The following is a 26706-nucleotide window of genomic DNA, read 5'->3' on the forward strand; positions in this document are numbered from 1 at the left end:
TTTAGACACTGTCACGACAGCCAACTCACCCGTAACGTGTGGCGCGACCACATGGAATGCCGCGCAGCGCCATAGTGACGTCGCCACATGGCCATTCCCCGCGCGGCACGGATGAGAGTGAGGCAGCCACCCCATGCCCCCCTTGCCCCCCTTCGAGGTCCCCGAGGGTGACCCCTTCGGCCCGAACAACCTTCCGTATGGCGTGTTCTCGACCTCCGCCAGCTCGGAACGGAGGGTCGGCGTCCGCCTCGGTGACCACGTCCTCGACGCCGGCGCCGCGGCCCTCGCCCTCGGCTCCCCCTACGCCTCCCTGCTCGCCCGGCCGACCCTCAACCCGCTGCTGGCCGCCGGCCGCACCGCCTGGTCGGACGTACGACGCGCCCTGACCGCCTGGGTGACCGTGCCCGCGCACCAGGAGACACTCGCCCCCCTCCTGCACCCGCTGGCCGAGGTGACCCTGCATCTGCCCTTCGAGGTCGCCGACTACGTCGACTTCTACGCCTCCGAGAACCACGCCCGGAACGCCGGCCGCATCTTCCGCCCCGACGCCGCCGAACCGCTCACCCCCAACTGGAAGCACCTGCCGATCGGTTACCACGGGCGCGCGGGCACGGTCGTGGTGTCCGGGACGGACGTCGTACGGCCCTCGGGACAGCGGAAGGCGCCCTCGGACCCGGCACCGCTGTTCGGCCCCTCGGTACGGCTGGACATCGAGGCCGAGGTCGGCTTCGTCGTCGGCACGCCGTCACCGCAGGGCAGCCCGGTGGCACTGGCCGACTTCAGGGAGCACGTGTTCGGCCTCTGCCTGCTGAACGACTGGTCGGCGCGGGACATCCAGGCCTGGGAGTACGTCCCGCTCGGGCCGTTCCTCGGCAAGTCGTTCGCCACTTCGGTCTCGGCGTGGATCACCCCGCTCGACGCGCTGGAGGAGGCACGGGTCGCCCCGCCGAGGCGGACGCATCCGCTGCTGCCGTACCTCGACGACGCCATGGAGGAGCCTGCCGGCTACGACCTGCGGATCTCGATCGCGATCAACGGGCAGACCGTGTCCGAGCCGCCGTTCTCCACCATGTACTGGACCGCCGCCCAGCAACTCGCCCACCTGACGGTCAACGGTGCCTCCCTGCGCACCGGGGACCTCTACGGCTCCGGCACGGTGAGCGGCGCGGAGCCCGGGCAGCGCGGGTCACTGCTGGAGCTGACCTGGAACGGGCGTGACCCGCTCGAACTCGCGGACGGAAAGCGGACGTACCTCGAGGACGGCGACGTGGTGACCATGTCGGGCTGGGCTCCGGGGCCGGACGGCGGCCGGGTGGGCCTCGGAGAGGTCAGCGGGCGGGTCGTGGCGGGGTGAAGAGAACGCCGGGCCGGTGAACGCAAGGGTGTGCCCGGATCGTCGTCGACACCTGACTCGGGGCACCCGGCACCGTCATACTGACGGGACACGCACCATGCGTTGCGCCCGCACGCGCACCATGCGAGGCGTCGGCGCGCGCACCACGGGACGCGCCGGCGCGCGCCATGTCGAGCAACGGCGTACCGCCCCGCACCAGCCACCACCCGCACCCATCTCCGATCAGGAAACGGAGCCCCGGCATGACCGTCTGCCTGCTCCTGCTGACCGTCGTCGCCCTGACGGCCGCGGTGCCCGCGCCGCGAGCCCTGGTGCGGTCCTTGTGGCCGGAGCGGGAACCGGTGGTCGCGCTGTGGGTGTGGCAGTGCCTGGTCGCCACCGTGCTGATGTGCTGCCTGGCCGCGCTCACCCTGGGCGCGGCAGCGGTCTTCCACACCGTGCGCGACCGGGTGTTCGCGCCGGCGCCACCGGCGGTCACCGCCGCGTACGACCTCTCCGTCGCGCCCCCCTGGGCGGTCGTCCTCACCGTGCTGCTGGCGTCCGGGGCCGCATGGACGACGGCGATGCTCGCCCGCGAACTGGTCGAGGCCCGGCGCCGCCGCGACCGGACCCGCGCACACCTGCGCGAGCGGGCACCGGAACTGCCGGCAGGGCTGCCCGCGTCACGCGGACCGATGCTGGTGTTGGAGGACGAGTACCCGGACGCCTGGTGGATGCCGGGCCATCCCCCGCAGCTGGTCGTGACGACGGGGGCACTGCACCGCCTCACCGACCACCAGCTCGACGCCGTCCTCACCCACGAACGAGGCCACGCCCGCGCCCATCACGACTGGCTCCTCCACCTGTCCAGCGCCCTGGCCACGGGCTTCCCGCGCGTGCCGCTCTTCTCGCACTTCTGCGACCAGACCCACCGGCTCGTCGAACTCGCCGCGGACGACACGGCGTCCCGCCGCTGCGGTCATCTCACCACCGCACTGGCCCTGATCGAACTGAACCAGCACCGCGGGGTCCTGTCCTGCGCGTCGAGCCGCCGGTTGCTCGGCGAGCGCGTCGACCGCCTGCTGGAACCACCACCACGGCTGCTGCGCCGCCAGCGGGCCCTGACGACGACGGTGGCGGCCCTGGTCCCCCTGCTGCCGCTCCTGATCGCGTTCGCGCCCGGGCTGACGGCACTCGGCTAGCCGAGCACCACCGGGCCGCGGACCGCGGGCGGCACGAGCCGTGGAGCCGTCCTCAAAATTGTTCGGTTCCTCGCAGTGAGCGCGGGATAGCCTCGGCCCCGTCATCGTCCGTCAGGAAGAGGCAGGGGGCTGCGAATGCCGGAGCAGGACTGGGTCGTGCAGGCGGAAGAGCTCTTCGAGGCGGCGATGTTCGGCGGGGACACGTCCGCGCTGGACCGGTCCGACGACGTCCTGGACGCGGTCGAGGCACGGCTTTCCATGGCACGGGGCAAGGTCCTGCACGTGCGCTTCCTCAACGACCGCGAGGAGAACAGCCGGGAAGTGATGCTCTTCGAGCGCGCGGCGGAGCTGTACCGGCGACTGGAGGACGCGTCGGGTGAGGCGGGCGCGTTGTTCTGGATCGGCTGCTGGCACCAGGTGGTGAAGGGCGAGGGCGCCACCGGCAGGCCGTACTTCGAGCAGTCGTATGCGCTGGCGAAGTCCGTCGGCGACCGGTTGACGATGTCGTACGCGGTACGTCATCTCGGCTTCGCCGACAAGGACCAGGGACGCCTGGACCTGGCCCTGGAGCGGCTGACCGAGTCGGTGGCGCTACGCCGGGAGATCGGCTTCAAACCCGGGGAAGCGGCCGGGCTGGTGGCCCTGGCCTATCTCGCAGAGGAGACCGGCGACCGACCGACGGCACTCCAGCGCCTCGACGAGGCCCAGTCGGTTGCCCAGAGCTGCGGCGCGGAGGCGGTTTCGGGGTGGGTCGAACAGGCCCGCGCGTCCATGTCGGCGTAGCCGTCAGCGGTCGGGGTTCCGGTCGCAGCCGGAGGATCGCCGTTCCTCGCGCACGTGATCACCCAAGGACGCCCGACGGCTGAGACCTGCTTGCCGACATGGGGTGGGTGCCCAGGTGGACAGACCCGCGCCCTGGTGGCAGATCTTCCCCACGCTGTGGAAAATGCCCAGCTCAGCGGTGTGCGGACGGAGCCTCAAGTGGCGCAACCTTTCCGCAACACCCGGCTGGGCCGGGTCGGGCTGGCCGCGCAGTCGGGGCAGTTGCCGCACCGGGTGTCCGGTGGGCAGCGCCAGCGGGCGCAGTTGGCTCGTGCGCTGGCCGGTTCGCCGCGCGCGGTGCTGATGGACGAGCTGTTCGGGGCGCTGGACGCCCAGACCCGTTCACGGTGAGTGGTTCGTCGACTCCGACTACTGGTCGGGGCAGATGATGGCGGAGTTCGCCGCCGAGGTCGCCTCGGACCGGGGTGCGTTCGGTGGCCGCGGCCTCGCTGCGTGAGCTGGTCGAGACGCTTCCGTCGGATCCGGCGCTGGGCGACGCCCTGGTCGGCGCGCTCGGTGTGACCGATCCTCTGGTCCGGGCGGCCGTGCTCGACGTGCTGCGGGCGTTGCCCCTGGGTGGTGCCGGTGTCGAGGGGGCCCGTGCGGCTCTGGCCACGGCGACCGCCGACCCGGACGCGGATGTCAGGGCGTATGCGGCGAGGGGGCTGTGAACGGTCCCACGCCGCCGTGGGCCGCCGCCCTTATGTCCAGTCCTCCGGTTCCGGCTCCGCGTCCATCTCGGGCCAGTGGTCGTCGTATGCCGTTTCCGGCGACGCCTGGGCCGGGGCAGCGGGGGCCGGGGCGGCGGGAGCCGGGCCGGCGTCCGGTGTCTTCAGGGCGGCCAGTGCCCCGAGGACGCCCTCTCCGTAGGTCATGAGCTTCTTCTCGCCGACGCCGCCGACGGTGGCGAGCTCGGCGACGGACTCGGGCCACCTGCTGACGATCTCCCGCAGGGTGGCGTCGTGGAAGATCACGTATGCGGGTACGCCCTGTTCGCGGGCCTGCTCGGCGCGCCAGGCGCGCAGAGCCTCGAAGGCAGGGAGCAGTTCCTCGGGCAGCTCCGCCACGGCTGCCTTCGCCTTGCTCCTGCCGGAGGATCCGGCGGACCCGGAGCTTCCGGCCGCCCGTGAGACCGCCGGCTTCTTCGGCTCCTTGCGCAGCGGGACCTCGCGTTCCCGCCGTAGTACCGTCCCGCTGGCCTCGGTGAGCACCAAAGTGCCGTACTCGCCCTCGACGGCGAGCAGCCCCTGGGCGAGCAGTTGCCGGACGACGCCCCGCCATTCGCCTTCGTCGAGGTCGGTGCCGATGCCGAAGACGGACAGCTGGTCGTGGTCGAACTGGATGACCTTGGCGGTGCGCTTGCCGAGCAGGATGTCGACGATCTGGACGGCGCCGAACTTCTGCCCGCGTTCGCGCTGGAGCCGTACGACGGTGGAGAGGACCTTCTGCGCGGCGACGGTGCCGTCCCAGGTCTCGGGCGGGGTGAGGCAGGTGTCGCAGTTGCCGCAGCCGGCGGTGTCGGGGTCCTGGCCGAAGTAGTTGAGGAGTTGCCCGCGGCGGCACTGGGCGGTCTCGCACAGGGCGAGCATGGAGTCGAGGTGGGCCTGGGCGCGGCGGCGGAAGGCCTCGTCGCCCTCGCCGGACTGGATGAGTTTGCGCTGCTGTATGACGTCGTTGAGGCCGTAGGCCATCCAGGCGGTGGAGGGCAGGCTGTCGCGGCCGGCGCGGCCGGTCTCCTGGTAGTAGCCCTCGACGGATTTGGGCAGGTCGAGGTGGGCGACGAAGCGGACGTCGGGTTTGTCGATGCCCATGCCGAAGGCGATGGTGGCGACGACGACGAGGCCGTCCTCGCGCAGGAAGCGGGACTGATGGGCGGCGCGGGTGGCCGCGTCGAGGCCGGCGTGGTAGGGCACGGCGTCGACGCCGTTGCGGGTGAGGAATTCGGCCGTGGTTTCGACGGACTTGCGGGAGAGGCAGTAGACGATGCCGGCGTCGCCCTCGTGTTCCTGGCGGAGGAAGGTGAGGAGCTGTTTCTTGGGGTCGGCCTTGGGGACGATCCGGTACTGGATGTTGGGCCGGTCGAAGCTGGCCACGAAGTGCCGGGCCGTCGGCATGTGCAGCCGCTGGGTGATCTCCTGGTGGGTGGCGTGGGTGGCGGTGGCCGTGAGTGCGATGCGCGGGACGTCGGGCCAGCGCTCGCCGAGGAGGGAGAGGGCGAGGTAGTCGGGGCGGAAGTCGTGGCCCCACTGGGAGACGCAGTGCGCCTCGTCGATGGCGAACACCGCGATCTTGCCGCGGGCGAGCAGGTCGAGTGTGGAGTCCAGGCGGAGCCGTTCGGGGGCGAGGTAGAGGAGGTCGAGCTCGCCCGCGAGGAACTGGGCTTCGACCACGCGCCGCTCGTCGAAGTCCTGGGTGGAGTTCATGAACCCGGCGTTGACGCCGAGGGCGCGCAGGGCATCCACCTGGTCCTGCATGAGGGCGATGAGCGGTGAGACCACGATGCCCGTACCGGGTCTGACCAGGGCGGGGATCTGGTAGCACAGTGATTTTCCGCCGCCGGTGGGCATGAGGACGACGGCGTCGCCGCCCGCCACCACATGCTCGATGATCGCTTCCTGCTCGCCCCGGAAGGCGTCGTACCCGAAGACGCGGTGCAGCGTGGCCAGTGCCTCGCTGTCCGCCGGGCCGTGCGCCTGTGGCGCCCCCGGCGTCTCGGTCGTCCCTGGCATGTCGTAGGTCCCGCCCGTCCCGCCCATCGTCGTGTCCCCCGTACGTCGTCCTTCGACCACTGCCTCCACGATAGGGGTCCGGACCGACAACGCCGGAGTTGTCCACAGGCTGCCTGCCGTAGGGAGGGCGGGCGCGTATCCCCCGTCCGGTGGTGTCCTCAGTCCTTTGGCGGTCTTCGCGTGGCGGCGGGGAAGAGGTGCGGGCGATGCTGCACGGGCGGGACCGGGGAGGCCCGCGTCGTACGGAGGCGTCGCGCTCGCGTGCCTCTTCCGCCCCAAGGAGCATCAGGATGTCTCTCAGGTCCCGCACCGCCGGCGCCGTTGTGGCCCTGGCCGTGCCGTTCGCTCTGGCCGCGGTTCCTGCCGGCGCGGCTCCCGTCCCCGATCCCGACCCGTTCGTGTGGACGGATGTGACCCCGACGTACACGGCGACGGCGGACTACCAGTACGAGCCGTTCGCGGTCACGGACGGGTACGCCCGGTCCGACATCTGCGACAAGGACGGGCCGAGCGGCAGGGGAGGCGCGGGGTACCACTACGTGAAGGCGGCCGGCGTCGGCAGTGTGGATCCGGCCGAGCCCGCTGGTCTCCTGTACGAGACCGATTCCGGCGGCGGCCGTGCGCTGGTGGCGGCGGAGTGGATCGTGCGGGCGGGCGGCGGCACCGTGCCGACGTTGTTCGGGCAGCAGTTCCAGGGGCCGATGACGGTTCCGGGTGTGACGGGGTCGGTGTACACGCTGCGTGCGTGGATCTGGAAGGACAATCCGAGCGGTCTGTTCGCGCAGTGGAACCCGACGGTGGCGTGCCCGTAGTCCTGGGCCGTGCACGCACGCGTGGGCCCCGGCTCCTGTGCGAGGAACCGGGGCCCGGGGGTGTGCGGGATGGGTCAGCGCACGAATACTCCGGCCTGGCTGGCCAGGTTCAGGAAGTACTGCGGTGCCACGCCGAGGACCAGGGTGACGGCGACGCCGAGGCCGATCGCCGCCATGGTGAGCGGTGACGGGACGGCGACCGTGGGTCCGTCGGGCCTGGGCTCGCTGAAGAACATCAGGACGATCACGCGGATGTAGAAGAACGCGGCGATCGCGGAGGAGATCACACCGATGACGACGAGCGGGACCGCGCCGCCCTCGGCCGCCGCCTTGAACACGGCGAACTTTCCGGCGAAGCCGGAGGTCAGCGGGATGCCCGCGAAGGCCAGCAAGAAGACGGCGAAGACGGCTGCCACGAGTGGTGAGCGGCGGCCGAGGCCTGCCCACTTGGACAGGTGGGTGGCCTCGCCGCCCGCGTCGCGCACCAGGGTGACGACGGCGAACGCGCCGATGGTCACGAAGGAGTACGCGGCCAGGTAGAAGAGGACGGAGGACACGCCGTCCTTCGAGGTCGCGATGACACCGGCGAGGATGAAGCCGGCGTGTGCGATCGACGAGTAGGCGAGGAGCCGCTTGATGTCGGTCTGGGTGATCGCGACGATCGCGCCGCCCAGCATGGTGATGATCGCGACGCCCCACATGACCGGCCGCCAGTCCCAGCGCATGCCGGGCAGGACGACGTACAGGAGGCGCAGCAGGGCGCCGAAGGCGGCGACCTTGGTGGCGGCGGCCATGAAGCCGGTGACCGGGGTGGGCGCGCCCTGGTAGACGTCGGGTGTCCACATGTGGAAGGGGACGGCGCCGACCTTGAAGAGCAGGCCCATGACGACCATGGCGGTGCCGATGAGGAGCAGTGCGTCGTTGCCCATGGTGTTGGCGAGGGCGGGGTCGACGCTGGTGACGGTGCCGTCGACGACCTGGGCGATGGTGGCGTAGGACACCGAGCCGGCGTAGCCGTAGAGCATGGCGATGCCGAACAGGGTGAACGCGGAGGCGAAGGCGCCGAGCAGGAAGTACTTGACGGCGGCTTCCTGTGACATGAGCCGCTTGCGGCGGGCCAGGGCGCACAGCAGGTAGAGCGGGAGGGAGAAGACCTCCAGGGCCACGAAGAGCGTCAGCAGGTCGTTGGCGGAGGGGAAGACCAGCATGCCGGCGACGGCGAAGAGCAGGAGCGGGAAGACCTCGGTGGTGGTGAAGCCCGCCTTCACCGCGGCCTTCTCGGTGTCGCTGCCGGGGACCGCGGCGGCCTGGGCGGCGAAGGAGTCGACGCGGTTGCCGTGGGCCTCGGGGTCGAGGCGGCGTTCGGCGAAGGTGAACAGGCCGACGAGGCCGGCCAGCAGGATCGTGCCCTGGAGGAACAGGGACGGTCCGTCGACGGCGACGGCACCCATGGCCGCGATGTGTGCCTTGGTGGTGCCGTAGCCGTCGGCGGCCAGGGCGACGACCGCGGCGAAGGCGGCGCACAGGGCGACGGCGGAGACGAACACCTGGGCGTAGTAGCGGGACTTGCGCGGGACGAACGCTTCGACCAGCACTCCGACGATCGCCGCGCCGACGATGATCAGGGTGGGTGACAGCTGCCCGTATTCGATTTTCGGTGCCGGGATCTTCGAGATCGGCTCGGCTGCGGTTGTCCACAGGCTGTGGACGGCTGCTGCGCTCACTTGGCCGCCTCCACTGCGGGCTTCGGGTCGGTCTTGTGTACGTCCGACATGGTCTGCTTGACCGCCGGGTTGACGATGTCCGTGACGGGCTTCGGGTAGACGCCCAGGAAGATCAGCAGAACGATCAGCGGGGCGACGACGACGAGTTCGCGTGCCTTCAGGTCGGGCATCGCGGCGACCGCCGGTTTCACCGGGCCCGTCATCGTCCGCTGGTAGAGGACGAGGGTGTAGAGCGCGGCGAGGACGATGCCGAAGGTGGCGATGATCCCGATGGCCGGGTAGCGCGTGAACGTGCCGACCAGGACGAGGAACTCGCTGACGAAGGGGGCGAGGCCGGGCAGGGACAGGGTGGCCAGGCCGCCGATCAGGAAGGTGCCGGCGAGGACCGGGGCGACCTTCTGCACGCCGCCGTAGTCGGCGATGAGCCGGGAGCCGCGGCGGGAGATCAGGAAGCCGGCGACCAGCATCAGCGCGGCGGTGGAGATGCCGTGGTTGACCATGTAGAGGGTGGCGCCGGACTGGCCCTGGCTGGTCATCGCGAAGATGCCCAGGATGATGAACCCGAAGTGGGAGATGGACGCGTAGGCGACCAGCCGCTTGATGTCGCGCTGTCCGACGGCGAGCAGGGCGCCGTAGACGATGCTGATCACGGCGAGGACCAGGATGGTGGGTGTCGCCCACTTCGAGGCCTCCGGGAAGAGCTGGAGGCAGAAGCGGAGCATCGCGAACGTGCCCACCTTGTCGACGACCGCGGTGATGAGGACGGCGACGGGGGCGGTGGACTCCTGCATGGCGTTGGGCAGCCAGGTGTGCAGCGGCCACAGCGGCGCCTTCACGGCGAAGGCGAAGAAGAAGCCGAGGAACAGCCAGCGTTCGGTGCTGGTCGCCATGTGCAGGGTGCCGTTGGCGCGGGCCTGCACGATCTCGGCGAGGGAGAAGTTCCCGGCGACCGTGTAGAGGCCGATCACCGCGGCCAGCATGATCAGGCCGCCGACCAGGTTGTAGAGGAGGAACTTCACGGCGGCGTACGACCGTTGCGTCGACGCGGCCTCCTCGCCCTGGGCGTGGGCGCGGTCTCCGAAGCCGCCGATGAGGAAGTACATCGGGATGAGCATGGCTTCGAAGAAGATGTAGAAGAGGAAGACGTCGGTGGCCTCGAAGGAGATGATCACCATCGCCTCGACGGCCAGGATCAGGGCGAAGAAGCCCTGGGTGGGCCGCCACCGCTTGCTGCCGGTCTCCAGCGGGTCGGCGTCGTGCCAGCCCGCCAGGATGATGAACGGCATCAGCAGGGCGGTCAGGGCGAGCAGGACGACCGCGATGCCGTCGACGCCCAGTTCGTAGCGGACGCCGAAGTCACTGATCCAGGCGTGCGACTCGGTGAGCTGGTAGCGGGCGCCGCCGGGGTCGAAGCGGACCAGGACGACGATCGCCAGAGCGAGCGTGGCGAGCGAGACCAGCAGCGCGAGCCATTTGGCGGCGGTGCGCCGGGCGGCCGGTACGGCGGCCGTGGCGACCGCGCCGACGGCCGGGAGGACCGCCGTCGCTGTCAGCAGAGGAAAGGACATCGGTATCAGACCGCCCTCATCAGCAGGGTCGCGGCGACCAGGAGGGCAGCGCCGCCGAACATCGAGACCGCGTACGAGCGCGCGTAGCCGTTCTGCAGTTTGCGCAGCCGGCCGGAGAGCCCGCCGAAGCCCGCTGCCGTGCCGTTGACGACGCCGTCGACCAGGGTGTGGTCGACATATACGAGGGAGCGGGTGAGGTGTTCGCCGCCGCGGACCAGGACGACGTGGTTGAAGTCGTCCTGGAGGAGGTCGCGGCGGGCCGCGCGGGTGAGCAGCGAGCCGCGCGGGGCGACGGCGGGGACGGGGCGGCGGCCGTACTGGAGGTAGGCGATGCCGACGCCGATGATCAGGCAGACCATGGTGGCGCCGGTGACGACGCCCGCGCTGATCGGGGAGTCGCCCTCGCTGTGGCCGGTGATCGGCTCCAGCCAGTGCAGGAAGCGGTCGCCGATGCTGAAGAAGCCGCCGGCGAAGACCGAGCCGACCGCCAGGACGATCATGGGGATCGTCATGACCTTCGGGGACTCGTGGGGGTGCGGCTCGTGGCCGTGCTCGTCGGGCTGCCAGCGCTTCTCGCCGAAGAACGTCATCAGCATCACGCGCGTCATGTAGAAGGCGGTGATGGCCGCGCCGACGAGGGCGCAGGTGCCGAGGATCCAGCCCTCGGTGCCGCCCTTGGCGAACGCCGCCTCGATGATCTTGTCCTTGGAGAAGAAGCCGGACAGGCCTGGGAAGCCGATGATGGCGAGGTAGCCGAGGCCGAAGGTGATGAAGGTGACCGGCATGTACTTACGGAGGCCGCCGTACCTGCGCATGTCGACCTCGTCGTTCATGCCGTGCATGACGGAGCCGGCGCCGAGGAAGAGACCGGCCTTGAAGAAGCCGTGCGTCACCAGGTGCATGATCGCGAAGACGTAGCCGATCGGGCCGAGGCCGGCGGCGAGCACCATGTAGCCGATCTGCGACATGGTCGAGCCCGCGAGGGCCTTCTTGATGTCGTCCTTGGCGCAACCGACGATCGCTCCGAAGAGGAGGGTGACGGCACCGACGACGGTGACGACGAGCTGGGCGTCGGGAGCCGCGTTGAAGATCGCTCCGGAGCGGACGATGAGGTAGACGCCCGCGGTCACCATGGTCGCCGCGTGGATGAGGGCGGAGACCGGGGTGGGGCCCTCCATGGCGTCCCCGAGCCAGGACTGCAGCGGCACCTGGGCGGACTTGCCGCAGGCGGCGAGCAGCAGCATCAGGCCGATCGCGGTGAGGCGGCCCTCGGAGGCGTCGGTGGCGTGGCTGAGGACCGGGCCGAAGGCGAAGGTGCCGAACGTCGTGAACATCAGCATGATCGCGATGGACAGGCCCATGTCGCCGACGCGGTTGACGATGAAGGCCTTCTTGGCCGCGGTCGCCGCGCTGGGCTTGTGCTGCCAGAAGCCGATCAGCAGGTAGGAGGCGAGGCCGACGCCCTCCCAGCCGACGTACAGCAGCAGGTAGTTGTCGGCGAGGACGAGCAGCAGCATCGCCGCGAGGAAGAGGTTGAGGTAGCCGAAGAAGCGGCGGCGGCGCTCGTCGTGCTCCATGTACCCGACGGAGTACAGGTGGATGAGGGAGCCGACGCCGGTGATCAGCAGGACGAACGTCATGGACAGCTGGTCGAGGCGGAAGGTGACGTCCGCCTGGAAGCCCTCCACCGGCACCCAGGTGTACAGGTGCTGCATCAGGGTGCGGTGTTCGGGGTTCTTGCCGAGCAGGTCGGCGAAGAGGATGACGCCGAACACGAAGGACGTCGTCGACAGGAGCGTGCCGATCCAGTGGCCCACCGCGTCCAGGCGCCGCCCGCCGACGAGGAGGACGGCCGCTCCGAGCAGGGGCGCCGCGATCAGCAGCGCAATCAGGTTCTCCACGATTCAGCGACCCCTTACAGCTTCATCAGGCTGGCGTCGTCGACCGAGGCCGAGTGGCGGGTACGGAACAGCGACACGATGATCGCGAGCCCGACCACGACCTCCGCGGCGGCGACGACCATCGTGAAGAAGGCGATGATCTGGCCGTCGAGATTGCCGTGCATCCGGGAGAAGACGACGAACGCGAGGTTGCAGGCGTTCAGCATGAGCTCGATGCACATGAAGACGACGATCGCGTTCCGTCTGATCAGCACACCGGTGGCGCCGATCGTGAACAACAGGGCGGCGAGGTAGAGGTAGTAGACGGGGTTCACTTCGACGCCTCCTCGCTGCGCTTGAAGTGCGCGGGCTCGACCGGGGTCCGCTCCAGGCGTTCCTCGGAGCGCTGTTCCAGGGCCCGCAGGTCGCCGAGTGCCTCCGCTGACACGTCACGCATCTGACCGCGGTCGCGGAGCGTCTTGCTGACCGTGAGCTCGGACGGGGTGCCGTCGGGGAGCAGGCCGGCGATGTCCACGGCGTTGTGCCGGGCGTAGACGCCCGGTGCGGGCAGCGGCGGCAGGTGCTTGCCGTCGCGGACGCGCTGCTCGGACTGCTCGCGCTGGGTCTTGGCGCGTTCGGTGCGCTCCCGGTGGGTGAGCACCATGGCGCCGATGGCGGCCGTGATCAGCAGGGCGCCGGTGATTTCGAAGGCGAAGACGTACTTGGTGAAGATGAGGGCGGCGAGGCCCTGCACGTTGCCGTTGGCGTTGGCCTGGCCGGTGCCCGCGAAGTTCTTCAGGGAGGCGTTGGCGATGCCCGCGAGGAGCAGGACGCCGAAGCCGACCCCGCAGAGAAGGGCGAGCCAGCGCTGGCCCTTGATGGTCTCCTTCAGGGAGTCGGCGGCGGTCACGCCGACCAGCATCACCACGAAGAGGAACAGCATCATGATCGCGCCGGTGTAGACGACGATCTGGACGATGCCGAGGAAGTAGGCGCCGTTGGCGAGGTAGAACACCGCCAGGACGATCATGGTTCCGGCGAGTGACAGCGCGCTGTGCACGGCCCGCTTCATGAAGACGGTGGACAGGGCGCCGATCACGGCGACGGTGCCGAGGACCCAGAACTGGAAGGCCTCGCCGGTGGAGGTGGTGTAGACGGCGAGCTGCGGGCTCATGCTTCCACCCCCTGGTCCTGCTCCTCGGGCTTCTCGCCCTTGGAGACGGCCACCTGGCGTACGGTCCCGGGCGCGGCCTCGGTGACCAGGCCCCGGTAGTAGTCCTGTTCGTCGGTGCCCGGGAAGATCGAGTGCGGGGAGTCGACCATGCCCTCTTCGAGACCGGCGAGCAGCTGCTCCTTGGTGTAGATGAGGTTCGCGCGGCTGCTGTCGGCCAGTTCGAACTCGTTGGTCATCGTCAGCGCGCGCGTGGGGCACGCCTCGATGCACAGGCCGCACAGGATGCAGCGCGCGTAGTTGATCTGGTAGACGCGGCCGTAGCGCTCGCCCGGCGAGTAGCGCTCCTCGTCGGTGTTGTCGGCGCCTTCCACGTAGATGGCGTCGGCGGGGCAGGCCCAGGCGCACAGCTCGCAGCCGACGCACTTCTCCAGGCCGTCCGGATGGCGGTTGAGCTGGTGCCGTCCGTGGAACCGCGGGGCCGTGGTCTTCGCCTGTTCCGGATACTGCTCGGTCAGCCGCTTCTTGAACATGGCCTTGAAGGTCACGCCGAAGCCGGCGACGGGGTTCTGGAAACCGGGCTTGGTCTCCTTGGGCTCCTCAGCCATCGGACGCCTCCTTTCCATCCGTAGGTCCGTCACTGACAGTGTCCGACCCGCCACTGACAATCAGCTCCCGCTCCCGGCGGGGGGTGCGCCGGGGCACCGGCGGCAGTTCCTGTCCGGGCAGCGGCGGTACGGGGAAGCCGCCCGCCATCGGGTCGAACGCGGCCGGTTCGGCGGCCGGCTGGGCGGCCTCCTTGCCCTTGTCGCGGAACATGTCGACGACGAAGGACAGGACCAGCAGGGCGAGGACGCCGCCGCCGACGTACAGGGCGATGTCGGCGAAGCCGTAGTTCTGGTTGCGCAAGGTCCGCACGGTCGCGACGAGCATCAGCCAGACGACGGAGACCGGGATGAGGACCTTCCAGCCGAGCTTCATCAGCTGGTCGTAGCGCACACGCGGGAGCGTGCCGCGCACCCAGACGAAGCCGAACAGCAGGAGGACGACCTTGGCGACGAACCAGAGCATCGGCCACCAGCCGTGGTTGGCGCCCGCCCAGACGGTGCTGATCGGCCAGGGGGCCCGCCAGCCGCCGAGGAACAGGGTGGTCGACACGGCCGAGACGGTCACCATGTTGACGTACTCGGCGAGCATGAACATCGCGAACTTGATCGACGAGTACTCGGTGTTGAAGCCGCCGACCAGGTCGCCCTCGGACTCGGGCATGTCGAAAGGTGCCCGGTTGGTCTCGCCGATCATGGTGACGACGTAGAGGACGAAGGAGACCGGCAGCAGCAGGATGTACCAGCGGCCCTGCTGCTGGTCGACGATCGTGGACGTCGACATCGACCCGGAGTACAGGAACACGGAGGCGAACGCGGCGCCCATGGCGATCTCGTAGGAGATCATCTGGGCGCAGGAGCGCAGGCCGCCGAGGAGCGGGTACGTGGAGCCTGAGCTCCAGCCGGCGAGGACGATGCCGTAGATGCCGACGGAGGCGACCGCGAGGATGTAGAGCATCGCGATCGGCAGGTCGGTGAGCTGCATCGTGGTGCGGTGGCCGAAGATGGAGATCTCGTTGTCGGCCGGGCCGAACGGGATGACCGCGATGGCCATGAACGCCGGGATCGCCGCGACGATCGGGGCGAGGACGTAGACGGCCTTGTCGGCGCGTTTGACGACGACGTCTTCCTTGAGCATCAGTTTGATGCCGTCGGCGAGCGACTGGAGCATGCCCCAGGGGCCGTGCCGGTTGGGGCCGACGCGCAGCTGCATCCAGGCGACGACCTTGCGCTCCATGACGATGGAGATCAGCACGGTCACCATCAGGAAGGCGAAGCAGAAGACCGCCTTGAGGACGACCAGCCACCAGGGGTCGCGGCCGAACATGGAGAGGTCTTCAGCGGCGAGGTACGGGTTCATGCCTCCACCTCCTTGGGTGCCTCACCGGCGGTGGCCGCCGGGCCGATGCGGACGAGGGAGCCGGGCAGCGCCCCGGTGTCGGAGGCGACGCCGCCGCCGGTCGAGTTCAGCGGGAGCCAGACCACGCGGTCGGGCATCTCGGTGATCCTGAGCGGGAGTTCGACGGTGCCGGCGCCCGCGGTGACGGCGATGAGGCCGCCGTCCTCGACGCCCGCCTCGGCGGCGGTCGCGGCGGACACGCGCGCGTGCGCGGCGTGCCGGGTGCCCGCCAGTGCGTCGTCGCCGTCCTGGAGGACGCCCTGGTCGAGGAGGAGCCGGTGTCCGGCGAGCACGGCCTCCCCGGTGGCGGGCCTGGGCAGCGAGACGGCCGTCTCCCGTGGTTCGGAGGCCTTGGGTCCGTCCCAGGCGGCGAGCCGGTCCAGTTCCGCGCGCGCGGTGTGCAGGTCGGGCAGACCGAGGTGGACGTCCATGGCGTCGGCGAGCATCTGCAGCACGCGTGCGTCGGTGGGCGGCAGCCGCCGGGTCATCTGCTCGGGCTTGAGGGCGGCCTCGAAGAGCCGCGCCCGGCCCTCCCAGTTGAGGAAGGTGCCGGCCTTCTCGGCGACCGCGGCGACCGGCAGGACGACGTCGGCGTGTTCGGTGACCTCGCTGGGCCGCAGCTCAAGGGAGACCAGGAAGCCGACGGCTTCGAGTGCCGTACGCGCGCGTGCCGGGTCGGGCAGGTCGGCGACCTCGACACCGGCGACCAGCAGGGCGGAGAGTTCGCCGCGGGCGGCGGCCTCCACGATCTGGCCGGTGTCGCGGCCGTAGCGGAGCGGGAGTTCGGAGACGCCCCAGGCGGCGGCGACCTCCTCACGCGCGCGTGGGTCGGTGGCCGGGCGGCCGCCCGGCAGCAGCGACGGCAGCGCGCCGGCCTCGAGCGCGCCGCGCTCTCCGGCCCGGCGCGGGATCCACACCAGCCGGGCGCCGGTGGCGGTGGCGGCCCGTACGGCAGCGGTGAGGCCGCCGGCGACCGCTGCCAGGCGCTCGCCCACGACGATCACCGCGCCGTCGGAGCGCAGCGCCTCGGCGGCCCGGGCACCGGACTCCTCCAGGCCGACTCCGCTCGCGAGCGCGTCCAGCCACTCGGTCTCGGTGCCCGGCGCGGCCGGCAGCAGTGTGCCGCCGGCCTTCTCCAGTCCGCGTGTCGCGTATGTGGCGAGCGAGTACACCTGCTGCTTGTGCTTGCGCCATGCCTTGCGCAGCCGCAGGAAGACGCCGGGCGCCTCCTCCTCCGACTCGAACCCGACCAGGAGGACAGCGGGCGCCTTCTCCAGGGAGGTGTAGGTGACGCCCGTACCGTCCAGGTCGCGGCCGCGGCCGGCCACCCGTGCGGCCAGGAAGTCGGCCTCCTCGCTGCTGTGCACGCGCGCGCGGAAGTCGATGTCGTTGGTGTCGAGGGCCACGCGCGCGAACTTGCTGTACGCGTAGGCGTCCTCGACGGTGAGCCGGCCGCCGGTGAGGACGCCGGCCCGGGAGCGGGCGGCGGCCAGGCCCCGGGCGGCGGCTTCGAGGGCCTCCGGCCAGGAGGCGGCTTCGAGGACGCCCTGGGCGCCTCGGACCAACGGGGTCTCCAGGCGGTCCTTCTGCTGCGTGTACCGGAACGCGAAGCGTCCCTTGTCGCAGATCCACTCCTCGTTGACCTCGGGGTCGTCGGCGGCGAGCCGCCGCATGACCTTGCCGCGCCGGTGATCGGTGCGGGTGGCGCAGCCGCCCGAGCAGTGCTCGCACACGGACGGCGAGGAGATCAGGTCGAAGGGCCGGGAGCGGAAGCGGTACGCCGCCGAGGTCAGCGCGCCGACCGGGCAGATCTGGATGGTGTTGCCGGAGAAGTACGACTCGAACGGGTCGCCCTCGCCGATGCCGACCTGCTGCAGCGCACCGCGCTCCAGGAGTTCGATCATCGGGTCGCCGGCGACCTGGTTGGAGAACCGGGTGCAGCGGGCGCACAGCACGCACCGCTCGCGGTCCAGGAGCACCTGGGTGGAGATCGGGACGGGCTTGGCGTAGGTGCGCTTGCGGCCGTCGAAGCGGGACTCGGCGTTGCCGTGCGACATGGCCTGGTTCTGCAGCGGGCACTCGCCGCCCTTGTCGCAGACCGGGCAGTCCAGCGGGTGGTTGATGAGCAGCAGCTCCATCACGCCGTGCTGGGCCTTCTCGGCGACGGGCGAGGTGAGGTGGGTCTTCACCACCATCCCGTCCGTACAGGTGATCGTGCAGGAGGCCATGGGCTTGCGCTGGCCCTCGACCTCGACGATGCACTGGCGGCAGGCGCCGGCCGGGTCGAGCAGGGGGTGGTCGCAGAAGCGCGGGATCTCGATGCCGAGCTGTTCGGCGGCGCGGATGACCAGGGTGCCCTTGGGCACGCTGATCTCGGCGCCGTCGATCGTCAGCGTGACGAGGTCCTGCGGCGGGACCGCCGCCGTTCCCCCCGAGGAGGGGGAACTCGTGGTCACGGTCATGCGTTCACCTCCGGGCGGTCCGCCCAGGCCGTCGACTTGGCCGGGTCGAAGGGGCAGCCCCGGCCCGTGATGTGCTGTTCGTACTCCTCGCGGAAGTACTTGAGCGAGGAGAAGATCGGGGACGCCGCGCCGTCGCCGAGGGCGCAGAAGGACTTGCCGTTGATGTTGTCGGCGATGTCGTTCAGCTTGTCGAGGTCGGACATCACGCCCTTGCCGGCCTCGATGTCGCGGAGCAACTGCACGAGCCAGTAGGTGCCTTCGCGGCAGGGTGTGCACTTGCCGCAGGACTCGTGGGCGTAGAACTCGGTCCAGCGGGTGACGGCGCGCACCACGCAGGTGGTCTCGTCGAAGCACTGGAGCGCCTTGGTGCCGAGCATGGAGCCCGCGGCGCCCACTCCCTCGTAGTCGAGGGGGACGTCGAGGTGCTCGTCGGTGAACATGGGCGTCGAGGAGCCGCCGGGGGTCCAGAACTTCAGGCGGTGGCCGGGCCGCATCCCGCCGCTCATGTCGAGAAGCTGGCGCAGGGTGATGCCGAGCGGTGCCTCGTACTGGCCGGGGCTCGCGACGTGGCCGCTGAGGGAGTAGAGCGTGAAGCCGGGTGACTTCTCGCTCCCCATCGCCCGGAACCATTCCTTGCCCTTGTGGAGGATGGCGGGAACCGAGGCGATGGACTCGACGTTGTTCACAACAGTCGGGCAGGCATAGAGCCCTTCGACGGCAGGGAAGGGGGGACGCAGTCGCGGTTGACCGCGGCGGCCTTCGAGCGAGTCGAGCAGTGCGGTCTCCTCACCGCAGATGTACGCGCCGGCGCCGGCGTGCACGGTGAGCTGAAGGTCGAGTCCGCTGCCGAGGATGTTCTCGCCGAGGTAGCCGGCCGCGTAGGCCTCGCGCACGGCCTCGTGCAACCGCCGCAGGACGGGGACGACTTCACCCCGCAGGTAGATGAAGGCATGCGACGACCGGATGGCGTAGCACGCGATCACGATGCCCTCGATGAGGCTGTGCGGGTTGGCGAACAGGAGCGGGATGTCCTTGCAGGTCCCGGGCTCCGATTCGTCGGCGTTGACAACTAGATAGTGCGGTTTGCCGTCTCCCTGGGGAATGAACTGCCACTTCATCCCGGTGGGGAATCCCGCGCCGCCGCGGCCGCGGAGTCCGGACTCCTTGACATAGGCGATCAGGTCGTCCGGTGACATGGCGAGCGCCTTGCGGAGCCCCTCGTATCCCTCGTGCCTCCGGTAGACGTCGAGCGTCCAGGACCGGTCCTCGTCCCAGAAGGCCGACAGCACGGGTGCGAGCAGCTTCTCGGGGCTGGTGTCCTTGAGGTCGGGTACCACCGTCATCACTCCCCCTCCTCGGCGGCAGGCCCTGCCGGGTGCGACGGGTCGGAGGCCGAGGTCTCCTGCGGTGCGTCATGGGAACTGAGGTGCTCGGCCGGCGACGGCTCGTGCGCCGGCCGGTCCTGCCGGTCCGGTGCCCCCTGCTGCGGACCTCCGCGCGGATGGACCACGCGCGCGGGTGCGGCTTCACCCCTTGCCAGGCGGAGGCCCACCAGCGACGCGGGTCCCGCGCTCCCGCTCTCCTCGACGGCCCCGGGCCGCTCGTCGGGGAAGCCGGCCAGGATCCGGGCGGTCTCCTTGAAGGTGCACAGCCGGGCGCCGCGGGTCGGCTCGACGTCCCGGCCGGCGCGCAGGTCGTCGACGAGGCGTTTGGCGCTGGCCGGGGTCTGGTTGTCGAAGAACTCCCAGTTGACCATCACGACGGGCGCGAAGTCGCAGGCCGCATTGCACTCGATGTGCTCCAAGGTGACCTTGCCGTCGCCGGTGGTCTCCCCGTTGCCGACGCCCAGGTGCTCCTGGAGGGTCTCGAAGATCGCGTCGCCGCCCATGACCGCGCACAGCGTGTTGGTGCAGACGCCCACCTGGTAGTCGCCGGAGGGCTTGCGCCGGTACATGGTGTAGAAGGTGGCGACGGCGGTGACCTCGGCCGTGGTCAGCTCCAGGACGTCCGCGCAGAACTGCATGCCGGTGCGCGTGACGTGCCCTTCCTCCGCCTGCACGAGGTGCAGCAACGGCAGCAGGGCGGACCGGGAGTCGGGGTAGCGGGCGATGACCTCGCGCGCGTCCGTCTCCAGGCGGGCCCGGACGTCGTCCGGGTAGGCGGGCGCGGGCAGCTCGGGCATGCCCAGGCTGACACCGCGCTCCGAGGAAGAGGTGGTCACCGGTCGACGCCTCCCATCACGGGGTCGATGGACGCCACCGCGACGATGACGTCGGCGACCTGGCCGCCCTCGCACATCGCCGCCATGGCCTGCAGGTTGGTGAAGGACGGGTCGCGGAAGTGGACCCGGTAGGGGCGGGTGCCGCCGTCGGACACGGCGTGCACGCCGAGCTCGCCCTTGGGGGACTCGACGGCCGCGTAGGCCTGGCCGGGCGGGACCCGGAAGCCCTCGGTGACCAGCTTGAAGTGGTGGATCAGGGCCTCCATGGAGGTGCCCATGATCTTCTTGATGTGGTCGAGGGAGTTGCCGAGTCCGTCCGGTCCGAGAGCGAGCTGGGCGGGCCAGGCGATCTTCTTGTCGGCGACCATGACCGGTCCGGGCTGGAGCCGGTCCAGGCACTGCTCGACGATCCCGAGCGACTGGCGCATCTCCTCCAGGCGGACCAGGAAGCGGCCGTAGGCGTCGCAGGTGTCGGCGGTCGGGATCTCGAAGTCGTACGTCTCGTAGCCGCAGTACGGCTGTGCCTTGCGCAGGTCGTGCGGCAGGCCGGCCGAGCGCAGGATCGGGCCGGTGGCGCCGAGGGCCATGCAGCCGGCCAGGTCGAGGTAGCCGATGTCCTGCATGCGGGCCTTGAAGATGGGGTTCCCGGTCGCGAGCTTGTCGTACTCCGGGAGGTTCTTGCGCATCTTCTTCACGAACTCGCGGATCTGGTCGACCGCGCCGGGCGGCAGGTCCTGGGCGAGGCCGCCGGGGCGGATGTACGCGTGGTTCATCCGCAGGCCGGTGATCAGTTCGTAGAGATCGAGAATCATTTCACGATCGCGGAAGCCGTAGATCATGATCGTGGTGGCGCCGAGCTCCATGCCGCCGGTGGCGATGCACACCAGGTGGGAGGAGAGCCGGTTCAGCTCCATCAGGAGCACCCGGATGATGCTGGCGCGGTCGCTGATCTGGTCCTCGATGCCGAGGAGCTTCTCGACGGCGAGACAGTAGGCGGTCTCGTTGAAGAAGGACGTCAGGTAGTCCATGCGCGTCACGAACGTGGTGCCCTGCGTCCAGGTGCGGAACTCGAGGTTCTTCTCGATTCCGGTGTGCAGGTAGCCGATGCCGCAGCGGGCCTCGGTGACCGTCTCCCCGTCGATCTCCAGGATGAGACGGAGCACCCCATGGGTGGACGGGTGCTGGGGACCCATGTTGACGACGATGCGTTCGTCGTCGGCGCGGGCCGCGGACTGGACGACCTCGTCCCAGTCGCCGCCGGTGACCGTGTAGACGGTGCCCTCGGTGGTTTCGCGGGCGGCTGCTGACTGTGTGCTCACGAGTACGACCTCCGCTGGTCCGGAGCCGGGATCTGGGCGCCCTTGTACTCGACGGGGATGCCGCCGAGGGGGTAGTCCTTGCGCTGCGGATGGCCCTGCCAGTCGTCCGGCATCATGATCCGCGTCAGGGCCGGGTGACCGTCGAAGACGATTCCGTAGAAGTCGTAGGTCTCGCGCTCGTGCCAGTCGTTGGTCGGATAGACGGAGACCAGGGACGGGATGTGCGGGTCGGCGTCCGGTGCGCTGACCTCCAGGCGGATCAGCCGGTTGTGGGTGATCGAGCGCAGGTGGTAGACGGCGTGCAGTTCGCGGCCCTTGTCGTGCAGGTAGTGGACGCCGCTGACGCCGGTGCACAGTTCGAAGCGCAGGGCGGGGTCGTCGCGCAGGGTGCGGGCGACGCGCGGGAGGTGCTCGCGTTCGATGTGGAAGGTGAGTTCGCCGCGGTCGACGACCGTCTTCTCGATGGCGTTGTCCGGGAGCAGTCCCTGCTCCTCCAGGGCGCCTTCCAGCTCGTCGGCGACCTCGTCGAACCAGCCGCCGTAGGGACGGGCGGCCGGTCCCGGGAGGCGGACCGAGCGGACCAGGCCGCCGTAGCCGGAGGTGTCGCCGCCGTTGTTCGCGCCGAACATGCCGCGCTGGACGCGGATCTCCTCGCCGCCCTGACCGCGCTGGCCGGGGAGGTTGTCGGCGGCCAGGTCCTTCTCGGGGTTGACCCCGTTGTGGCCGTTCGCGTCGCTCACCGCAGCAGCCCCTTCATCTCGATCGTGGGCAGGGCCTTGAGCGCCGCCTCCTCCGCCTCCCGGGCCGCTTCCTTCGCGTTGACGCCGAGCTTGGAGGTCTGGATCTTCTGGTGGAGCTTGAGGATCGCGTCCATCAGCATCTCGGGGCGCGGCGGGCAGCCCGGCAGGTAGATGTCGACGGGCACGATGTGGTCGACGCCCTGGACGATCGCGTAGTTGTTGAACATGCCGCCCGAGGACGCGCAGACGCCCATGGAGATCACCCACTTGGGGTTGGGCATCTGGTCGTAGACCTGCCTGAGCACCGGCGCCATCTTCTGGCTGACCCGGCCGGCCACGATCATGAGGTCGGCCTGGCGGGGTGAGCCGCGGAAGACCTCCATGCCGAAGCGGGCCAGGTCGTAGCGGCCGGCGCCGGTGGTCATCATCTCGATGGCGCAGCAGGCGAGGCCGAAGGTGGCGGGGAAGACGGACGCCTTGCGCACCCAGCCCGCGGCCTGCTCGACGGTGGTCAGCAGGAAGCCGCTCGGCAGCTTTTCTTCGAGTCCCATGTCCAAAGACCCCTCAGTCCCATTCCAGGCCGCCGCGCCGCCACACGTACGCGTAGGCGACGAAGACGGTGAGCACGAAGAGCAGCATCTCCACGAGCCCGAAAACACCCAGGGCGTCGAAGGTGACGGCCCATGGGTAGAGGAAGACGATCTCGATGTCGAAGACGATGAAGAGCATCGCCGTCAGGTAGTACTTGATCGGGAAACGCCCGCCGCCGGCCGGCGTGGGGGTCGGCTCGATACCGCACTCGTAGGCTTCGAGCTTGGCGCGGTTGTACCGCTTCGGACCGATCAGCGTGGCCATGACCACGGAGAAGATCGCAAAGCCTGCCCCGAGGGCTCCCAGTACGAGGATGGGCGCATAGGCGTTCACCGCTCCTCGCTCCTCTCAGTCGGCACTGACTGGTGGCGGTTCGGATCGGGCTCCCCACCTGCCTCGTCCGTCCCGCGAACCCCGCGCGTCCCGGGCGAAGATCGCGAACATGTGAAGCAGGTCACAAGCCCAACTGCCTCGCATCTTATGCCCGACGCTCTGTGATCTGCGACACGGGGTATTGCACAAGCTTTGTGATCTCCACCACCTGACGATCGATCATGAAGTCGGATGAGTGGTGATCTTCGCACGCGAAGCGTTCAGGTGATCACCAGAAGTGACAATTTCGACCGTTGATGCAGACCAGACGGGGTCCAGGGCGGGCGTCTCTATATCAAGAGGGTTCCGCTGCATGCAAATTCGCCGTGGACGGGGGGCCTTGATAGTGCGCCGCGTTCACACATCAGAGGGAGGTCCGGTGAGTGATGTGGACGCGTGCACGCGTTCACGAACCCGGACGCGCGAGACGCACCCCCACCGGTAACCGTTCCGTGACCTCCGCCACATCGATGAGAGGCGCCTGAGAACGGGGCTTGGCCAACCATCGCGACCGATGGTAGGCGGGGGGCAATCCGGACGTAACAGCGAAAGAACGTGATCACGGGCTTGATCACAGGAGTCCGCAATGTCCGTTACGGCGTCAATAAAGAAAGACATGCGAGGGATTCGCCGTCTCGATTGAGCAACTGTGGCGCAGCACACGTTTCTTGTAGATATGAAGGAGCCCCTGATACCGGTTGTTCCCATGTCCCACACCGCTCACATACGCAGCCACCGGAAACCCCGCCGCAGCGCGACGACAAGCATCGCCGTGCGCGCCGGAGTTGCCAGTGGCGTCCTCGGCATGGCAGCGGCGGGCGCGGCCTCGGCGAGTGCCGCCGAACCCGTGACGCAGACGCTCGAACTGCCCACCCTGACGGCCGATCTGGCCACCCAGGTGGCCCAGTCCGCCGACGCCACGCAGCAGGCGGCGGCGAACTACACCCTCCAGGCCGAGCGCGACGCGGCCGCCGCAAATGCCGCGAAGCAGGCCAAGGCGGACCTCGCTGAGGCGAAGCACAAGGCCGAGGCCAAGAAGAAGGCCGAGGAGGCCCGTAAGGCCGCCGCCGAGCGCGCCGCCTCGCGCAGTGCCGAGCGGACCACCCTCAGCGCCTCCACGAGCTCCAGTACCTCCACGAGCACGTCCACGGCGACCGGTTCGGCGGCCGCGGTGGTCGCCTTCGTGAAGGCACAGATCGGCGACGCCTACGTCTCCGGCGGCACGGGCCCCAACTCGTGGGACTGCTCGGGCCTCGTCCAGGCCGCCTTCAAGTCGGTCGGCGTCAGCCTGCCGCGGGTCTCCCAGGACCAGTCGACGCAGGGCACCCAGGTCTCGCTGAGCAACCTCCAGCCCGGCGACATCCTCTACTGGGGCAGCGCCGGCAGCGCGTACCACGTGGCGGTGTACGTGGGCGACGGCATGTTCGTGGGCGCGCAGAACCCCTCCAGCGGCGTCGGTGAGCACCCGCTGTCGTACGACCCGCCGACCGGCGCGGTGCGGGTGCTCTGACAACCCGGGCAACCAAGACAACTCGGGCATCGCACAAGCACGGTAGGGCCGCAGCCGCTCGGGGGCAGCGGCCCTTCCGGCGCGCCCACGCCGCCACGGATCACCCCCCGCCCCGCCACGCCCCCCCGACCACGGATCACCCCCCTCCGCGCCGGCCGCCCTTCGCGCGGTTCTCCACAGGCCGCGGGCTCTCGCGGGGGTTTCCCACAGGCCCGCCCGCGATCCGGTGACTCCTGGGATGCTCGGTGCAGGCCGCTCGCACACGGCGCAGCGGCCCCGAGATCCGAGAAGGAGACACCGCGATGCCACGCGTCTTCGTCCAGGGCGATCCCATGGACTACTACCCCCGGCACGCCCCCGAGGCCCGGCGCGGTTCGGTGCGCCGGATCACCGAGACCGGTGAGGACGTCCTGCACAAGCCGTGCCGGGACGTCACCGAGTTCGGTCCCGACCTCGCCGCGCTCATCGACGACATGTTCCGCACCATGTACATCGCCGAGGGAGCCGGCCTCGCGGCGAACCAGGTCGGGGTCGACCTGCGGCTGTTCGTGTACGACTGCCCCGACGACGACGGTGTCCGACATGTCGGGCATATCGTCAACCCCGTCCTGGAGGCACCGGACCCGGCCGGGCGGCGGCTGCTCGACGAGGGCGAGGGGTGCCTGTCGGTGCCGGGGGCGGTGATGGACGTACCGCGGCCGGACCGGGCGGTCGTGCACGGGCAGGACAAGGAAGGCAATCCGCTCACCATCGAGGGAACGGGGTATTTCGCCCGCTGCCTGGCACACGAGACCGACCATGTGAACGGGCGCGTGTATCTCGACCGGCTGTCCGGGCGGGAGCGCAAGGAAGCGCTGCGGCAGATGGCGGACCGGCGGGAGGACGTCTACGCCCGCCGGGCCGCCAACATCGAGGCGATCGGCTCCTAGGGGGGTCAGGCCTTCGGGGCCGCCTTGCTCAGGCCGTTGATGATGCGGTCCATCGCGTCACCGCCGGTCGGGTCGGTGAGGTTCGCCAGGAGCTTCAGAGTGAACTTCATCAGCAGCGGATGGGTCAGGCCGCGCTGCGCGGCGATCTGCATGACCTTCGGGTTGCCGATGAGCTTCACGAAGGCGCGGCCCAGCGTGTAGTAGCCGCCGTAGGTGTCCTTGAGGACGCGCGGGTAGCGCTGCAGGGCGAGTTCGCGGCCGCTGGGCGTGGCCCGCGCGTGGGCCTGGACGATGACGTCGGCGGCGATCTGGCCGGACTCCATGGCGTAGGCGATGCCCTCGCCGTTGAAGGGGTTCACCAGGCCGCCGGCGTCGCCGACGAGGAGCAGGCCGCGCGTGTAGTGGGGCTGGCGGTTGAAGGCCATGGGGAGGGCGGCGCCGCGGATCGGGCCGGTCATGTTCTCGGGGGTGTAGCCCCAGTCCTCGGGCATGGAGGCGCACCAGGCCTTGAGGACCTCGCGCCAGTCCAGTTCCTTGAAGGAGTCGGAGGTGTTCAGGACGCCGAGGCCCACGTTGGACGTGCCGTCGCCCATGCCGAAGATCCAGCCGTAGCCGGGAAGGAGGCGGTCCTGGGCGCCGCGGCGGTCCCAGAGTTCCAGCCAGGACTCCAGGTAGTCGTCCTCGTGGCGGGGGGAGGTGAAATACGTGCGGACGGCCACGCCCATCGGGCGGTCCTCGCGGCGGTGCAGGCCCATCGCGAGGGAGAGCCGGGTGGAGTTGCCGTCGGCGGCCACGACGAGCGGGGCGTGGAAGGTGACTTCGCGCTTCTCCTCGCCGAGCTTGGCGTGGACGCCGGTGATCCGGCCGGTTCGCTCGTCGACGATCGGGGCGCCGACGTTGCAGCGCTCGAAGAGGCGGGCGCCCGCCTTCTGTGCCTGGCGTGCGAGCTGTTCGTCGAAGTCGTCACGCTTGCGGACCAGACCGTAGTCGGGGAAGGAGGCGAGATCCGGCCAGTCGAGCTGGAGGCGGGTGCCGCCGCCGATGATGCGCAGGCCCTTGTTGCGCAGCCAGCCGGCCTCCTCGGAGATGTCGATGCCCATGGCGACCAGCTGTTTCACCGCGCGCGGGGTGAGGCCGTCGCCGCACACCTTCTCGCGCGGGAACTCGGTCTTCTCCAGCAGGAGGACGTCGAGACCGGACTTGGCGAGGTGGTAGGCCGTCGTGGAGCCGGCTGGCCCCGCGCCGACGACGATGACATCGGCGGTGTTTTCGGAGAGGGGCTCGGTCACGGCGGGGGCTCCCCAAGGCTCGAAATCT

At 69.9% G+C, this 26706-nt stretch carries 23 protein-coding genes and 1 pseudogene; 8 read left to right on the top strand and 16 right to left on the bottom strand.

Annotation, left to right across the window (positions count from 1 at the left end; genetic code table 11):
* Nucleotides 1-142 precede the first annotated feature (142 nt).
* The 5 genes and pseudogenes from fahA to AB0472_RS32420 all read left to right on the top strand — a co-directional run bounded on the left by fahA (nt 143) and on the right by AB0472_RS32420 (nt 4028).
* Nucleotides 143-1354, top strand: coding sequence for a fumarylacetoacetase (gene fahA / locus AB0472_RS32400; RefSeq protein WP_366361821.1), 1212 nt, complete (start codon nt 143-145; stop codon nt 1352-1354).
* 242 nt (nt 1355-1596) lie between these two features.
* Nucleotides 1597-2535, top strand: a complete 939-nt coding sequence (locus AB0472_RS32405; protein ID WP_366361699.1) for a M56 family metallopeptidase — start codon at nt 1597-1599, stop codon at nt 2533-2535.
* A gap of 135 nt (nt 2536-2670) precedes the next feature.
* Nucleotides 2671-3318 carry a tetratricopeptide repeat protein gene (locus AB0472_RS32410; protein ID WP_366361700.1) on the top strand — a complete coding sequence of 216 codons (648 nt, stop codon included), beginning with the start codon at nt 2671-2673 and terminating at the stop codon, nt 3316-3318.
* A gap of 231 nt (nt 3319-3549) precedes the next feature.
* Nucleotides 3550-3702, top strand: a pseudogene (locus AB0472_RS32415) (ATP-binding cassette domain-containing protein); the annotation flags it as partial.
* Nucleotides 3703-3791: 89 nt separating this feature from the next.
* Nucleotides 3792-4028, top strand: coding sequence for a hypothetical protein (locus AB0472_RS32420; RefSeq protein WP_366361701.1), 237 nt, complete (start codon nt 3792-3794; stop codon nt 4026-4028).
* A gap of 30 nt (nt 4029-4058) precedes the next feature.
* On the opposite strand, the gene recQ is transcribed toward AB0472_RS32420, so the two are convergent.
* Nucleotides 4059-6086, bottom strand: a complete 2028-nt coding sequence (gene recQ / locus AB0472_RS32425) for a DNA helicase RecQ (RefSeq protein ID WP_366361823.1) — start codon at nt 6084-6086, stop codon at nt 4059-4061.
* A gap of 290 nt (nt 6087-6376) precedes the next feature.
* Between recQ and AB0472_RS32430 the strand changes: the two genes are divergently transcribed.
* On the top strand, nt 6377-6898 hold the full coding sequence (locus tag AB0472_RS32430) for a hypothetical protein (RefSeq protein ID WP_366361703.1): 522 nt from the start codon (nt 6377-6379) through the stop codon (nt 6896-6898).
* 74 nt (nt 6899-6972) lie between these two features.
* Here AB0472_RS32430 and nuoN read toward each other — a convergent pair whose 3' ends face one another.
* The 14 genes from nuoN to AB0472_RS32500 are packed head-to-tail and all read right to left on the bottom strand — an operon-like array spanning nt 6973 to nt 22911.
* The gene (gene nuoN, locus AB0472_RS32435) at nt 6973-8622 is read right to left on the bottom strand and encodes an NADH-quinone oxidoreductase subunit NuoN (RefSeq protein ID WP_366361705.1); all 1650 of its coding nucleotides are present in this window, start codon (nt 8620-8622) and stop codon (nt 6973-6975) included.
* Complete coding sequence (locus AB0472_RS32440) at nt 8619-10190, bottom strand: NADH-quinone oxidoreductase subunit M (protein WP_366361707.1); 1572 nt, start codon at nt 10188-10190, stop codon at nt 8619-8621. Before AB0472_RS32440 ends, nuoN begins: the two co-directional genes overlap by 4 nt.
* 5 nt (nt 10191-10195) lie before the next feature.
* Nucleotides 10196-12091, bottom strand: a complete 1896-nt coding sequence (nuoL, locus tag AB0472_RS32445) for an NADH-quinone oxidoreductase subunit L (RefSeq protein WP_366361709.1) — start codon at nt 12089-12091, stop codon at nt 10196-10198.
* A 14-nt stretch (nt 12092-12105) separates the two neighbouring features.
* Nucleotides 12106-12405, bottom strand: coding sequence for an NADH-quinone oxidoreductase subunit NuoK (nuoK, locus tag AB0472_RS32450; RefSeq protein ID WP_046726439.1), 300 nt, complete (start codon nt 12403-12405; stop codon nt 12106-12108).
* The gene (locus AB0472_RS32455) at nt 12402-13244 is read right to left on the bottom strand and encodes an NADH-quinone oxidoreductase subunit J (protein ID WP_366361712.1); all 843 of its coding nucleotides are present in this window, start codon (nt 13242-13244) and stop codon (nt 12402-12404) included. Before AB0472_RS32455 ends, nuoK begins: the two co-directional genes overlap by 4 nt.
* On the bottom strand, nt 13241-13849 hold the full coding sequence (gene nuoI / locus AB0472_RS32460) for an NADH-quinone oxidoreductase subunit NuoI (RefSeq protein ID WP_366361714.1): 609 nt from the start codon (nt 13847-13849) through the stop codon (nt 13241-13243). Before nuoI ends, AB0472_RS32455 begins: the two co-directional genes overlap by 4 nt.
* The gene (nuoH, locus tag AB0472_RS32465) at nt 13842-15206 is read right to left on the bottom strand and encodes an NADH-quinone oxidoreductase subunit NuoH (protein ID WP_366361716.1); all 1365 of its coding nucleotides are present in this window, start codon (nt 15204-15206) and stop codon (nt 13842-13844) included. The genes nuoI and nuoH overlap by 8 nt, the downstream gene beginning before the upstream one ends.
* The gene (locus tag AB0472_RS32470) at nt 15203-17707 is read right to left on the bottom strand and encodes an NADH-quinone oxidoreductase subunit G (protein ID WP_366361718.1); all 2505 of its coding nucleotides are present in this window, start codon (nt 17705-17707) and stop codon (nt 15203-15205) included. The genes nuoH and AB0472_RS32470 overlap by 4 nt, the downstream gene beginning before the upstream one ends.
* A complete protein-coding gene (gene nuoF, locus AB0472_RS32475; protein ID WP_366361720.1) occupies nt 17704-19053 on the bottom strand; it encodes an NADH-quinone oxidoreductase subunit NuoF in 1350 nt (449 codons plus the stop codon). The genes AB0472_RS32470 and nuoF overlap by 4 nt, the downstream gene beginning before the upstream one ends.
* Nucleotides 19050-19928, bottom strand: a complete 879-nt coding sequence (nuoE, locus tag AB0472_RS32480) for an NADH-quinone oxidoreductase subunit NuoE (RefSeq protein WP_366361722.1) — start codon at nt 19926-19928, stop codon at nt 19050-19052. Before nuoE ends, nuoF begins: the two co-directional genes overlap by 4 nt.
* The gene (locus tag AB0472_RS32485) at nt 19925-21247 is read right to left on the bottom strand and encodes an NADH-quinone oxidoreductase subunit D (protein WP_366361724.1); all 1323 of its coding nucleotides are present in this window, start codon (nt 21245-21247) and stop codon (nt 19925-19927) included. The genes nuoE and AB0472_RS32485 overlap by 4 nt, the downstream gene beginning before the upstream one ends.
* A complete protein-coding gene (locus AB0472_RS32490) occupies nt 21244-21987 on the bottom strand; it encodes an NADH-quinone oxidoreductase subunit C (RefSeq protein WP_366361726.1) in 744 nt (247 codons plus the stop codon). Before AB0472_RS32490 ends, AB0472_RS32485 begins: the two co-directional genes overlap by 4 nt.
* Nucleotides 21984-22538: an NADH-quinone oxidoreductase subunit B family protein gene (locus AB0472_RS32495; RefSeq protein WP_053654534.1), complete on the bottom strand. Its 555-nt coding sequence runs from the start codon at nt 22536-22538 to the stop codon at nt 21984-21986. Before AB0472_RS32495 ends, AB0472_RS32490 begins: the two co-directional genes overlap by 4 nt.
* Before the next feature lie 13 nt (nt 22539-22551).
* Nucleotides 22552-22911, bottom strand: a complete 360-nt coding sequence (locus tag AB0472_RS32500) for an NADH-quinone oxidoreductase subunit A (protein ID WP_007383963.1) — start codon at nt 22909-22911, stop codon at nt 22552-22554.
* Nucleotides 22912-23656: 745 nt separating this feature from the next.
* On the opposite strand from AB0472_RS32500, the gene AB0472_RS32505 reads away from it, so the two are divergent.
* Together AB0472_RS32505 and def are read left to right on the top strand one after the other, a co-directional pair.
* Nucleotides 23657-24460, top strand: coding sequence for a C40 family peptidase (locus AB0472_RS32505; protein WP_366361728.1), 804 nt, complete (start codon nt 23657-23659; stop codon nt 24458-24460).
* 302 nt (nt 24461-24762) lie between these two features.
* Nucleotides 24763-25389, top strand: coding sequence for a peptide deformylase (gene def / locus AB0472_RS32510; RefSeq protein WP_366361730.1), 627 nt, complete (start codon nt 24763-24765; stop codon nt 25387-25389).
* A 5-nt stretch (nt 25390-25394) separates the two neighbouring features.
* Here the strand turns inward: def and AB0472_RS32515 are convergent, their stop codons facing one another.
* The gene (locus AB0472_RS32515; protein ID WP_366361732.1) at nt 25395-26678 is read right to left on the bottom strand and encodes a geranylgeranyl reductase family protein; all 1284 of its coding nucleotides are present in this window, start codon (nt 26676-26678) and stop codon (nt 25395-25397) included.
* Nucleotides 26679-26706 lie beyond the last annotated feature (28 nt).

The sequence above is a fragment of the Streptomyces sp. NPDC086777 genome (assembly GCF_040702065.1).
Taxonomy (GTDB): domain Bacteria; phylum Actinomycetota; class Actinomycetes; order Streptomycetales; family Streptomycetaceae; genus Streptomyces.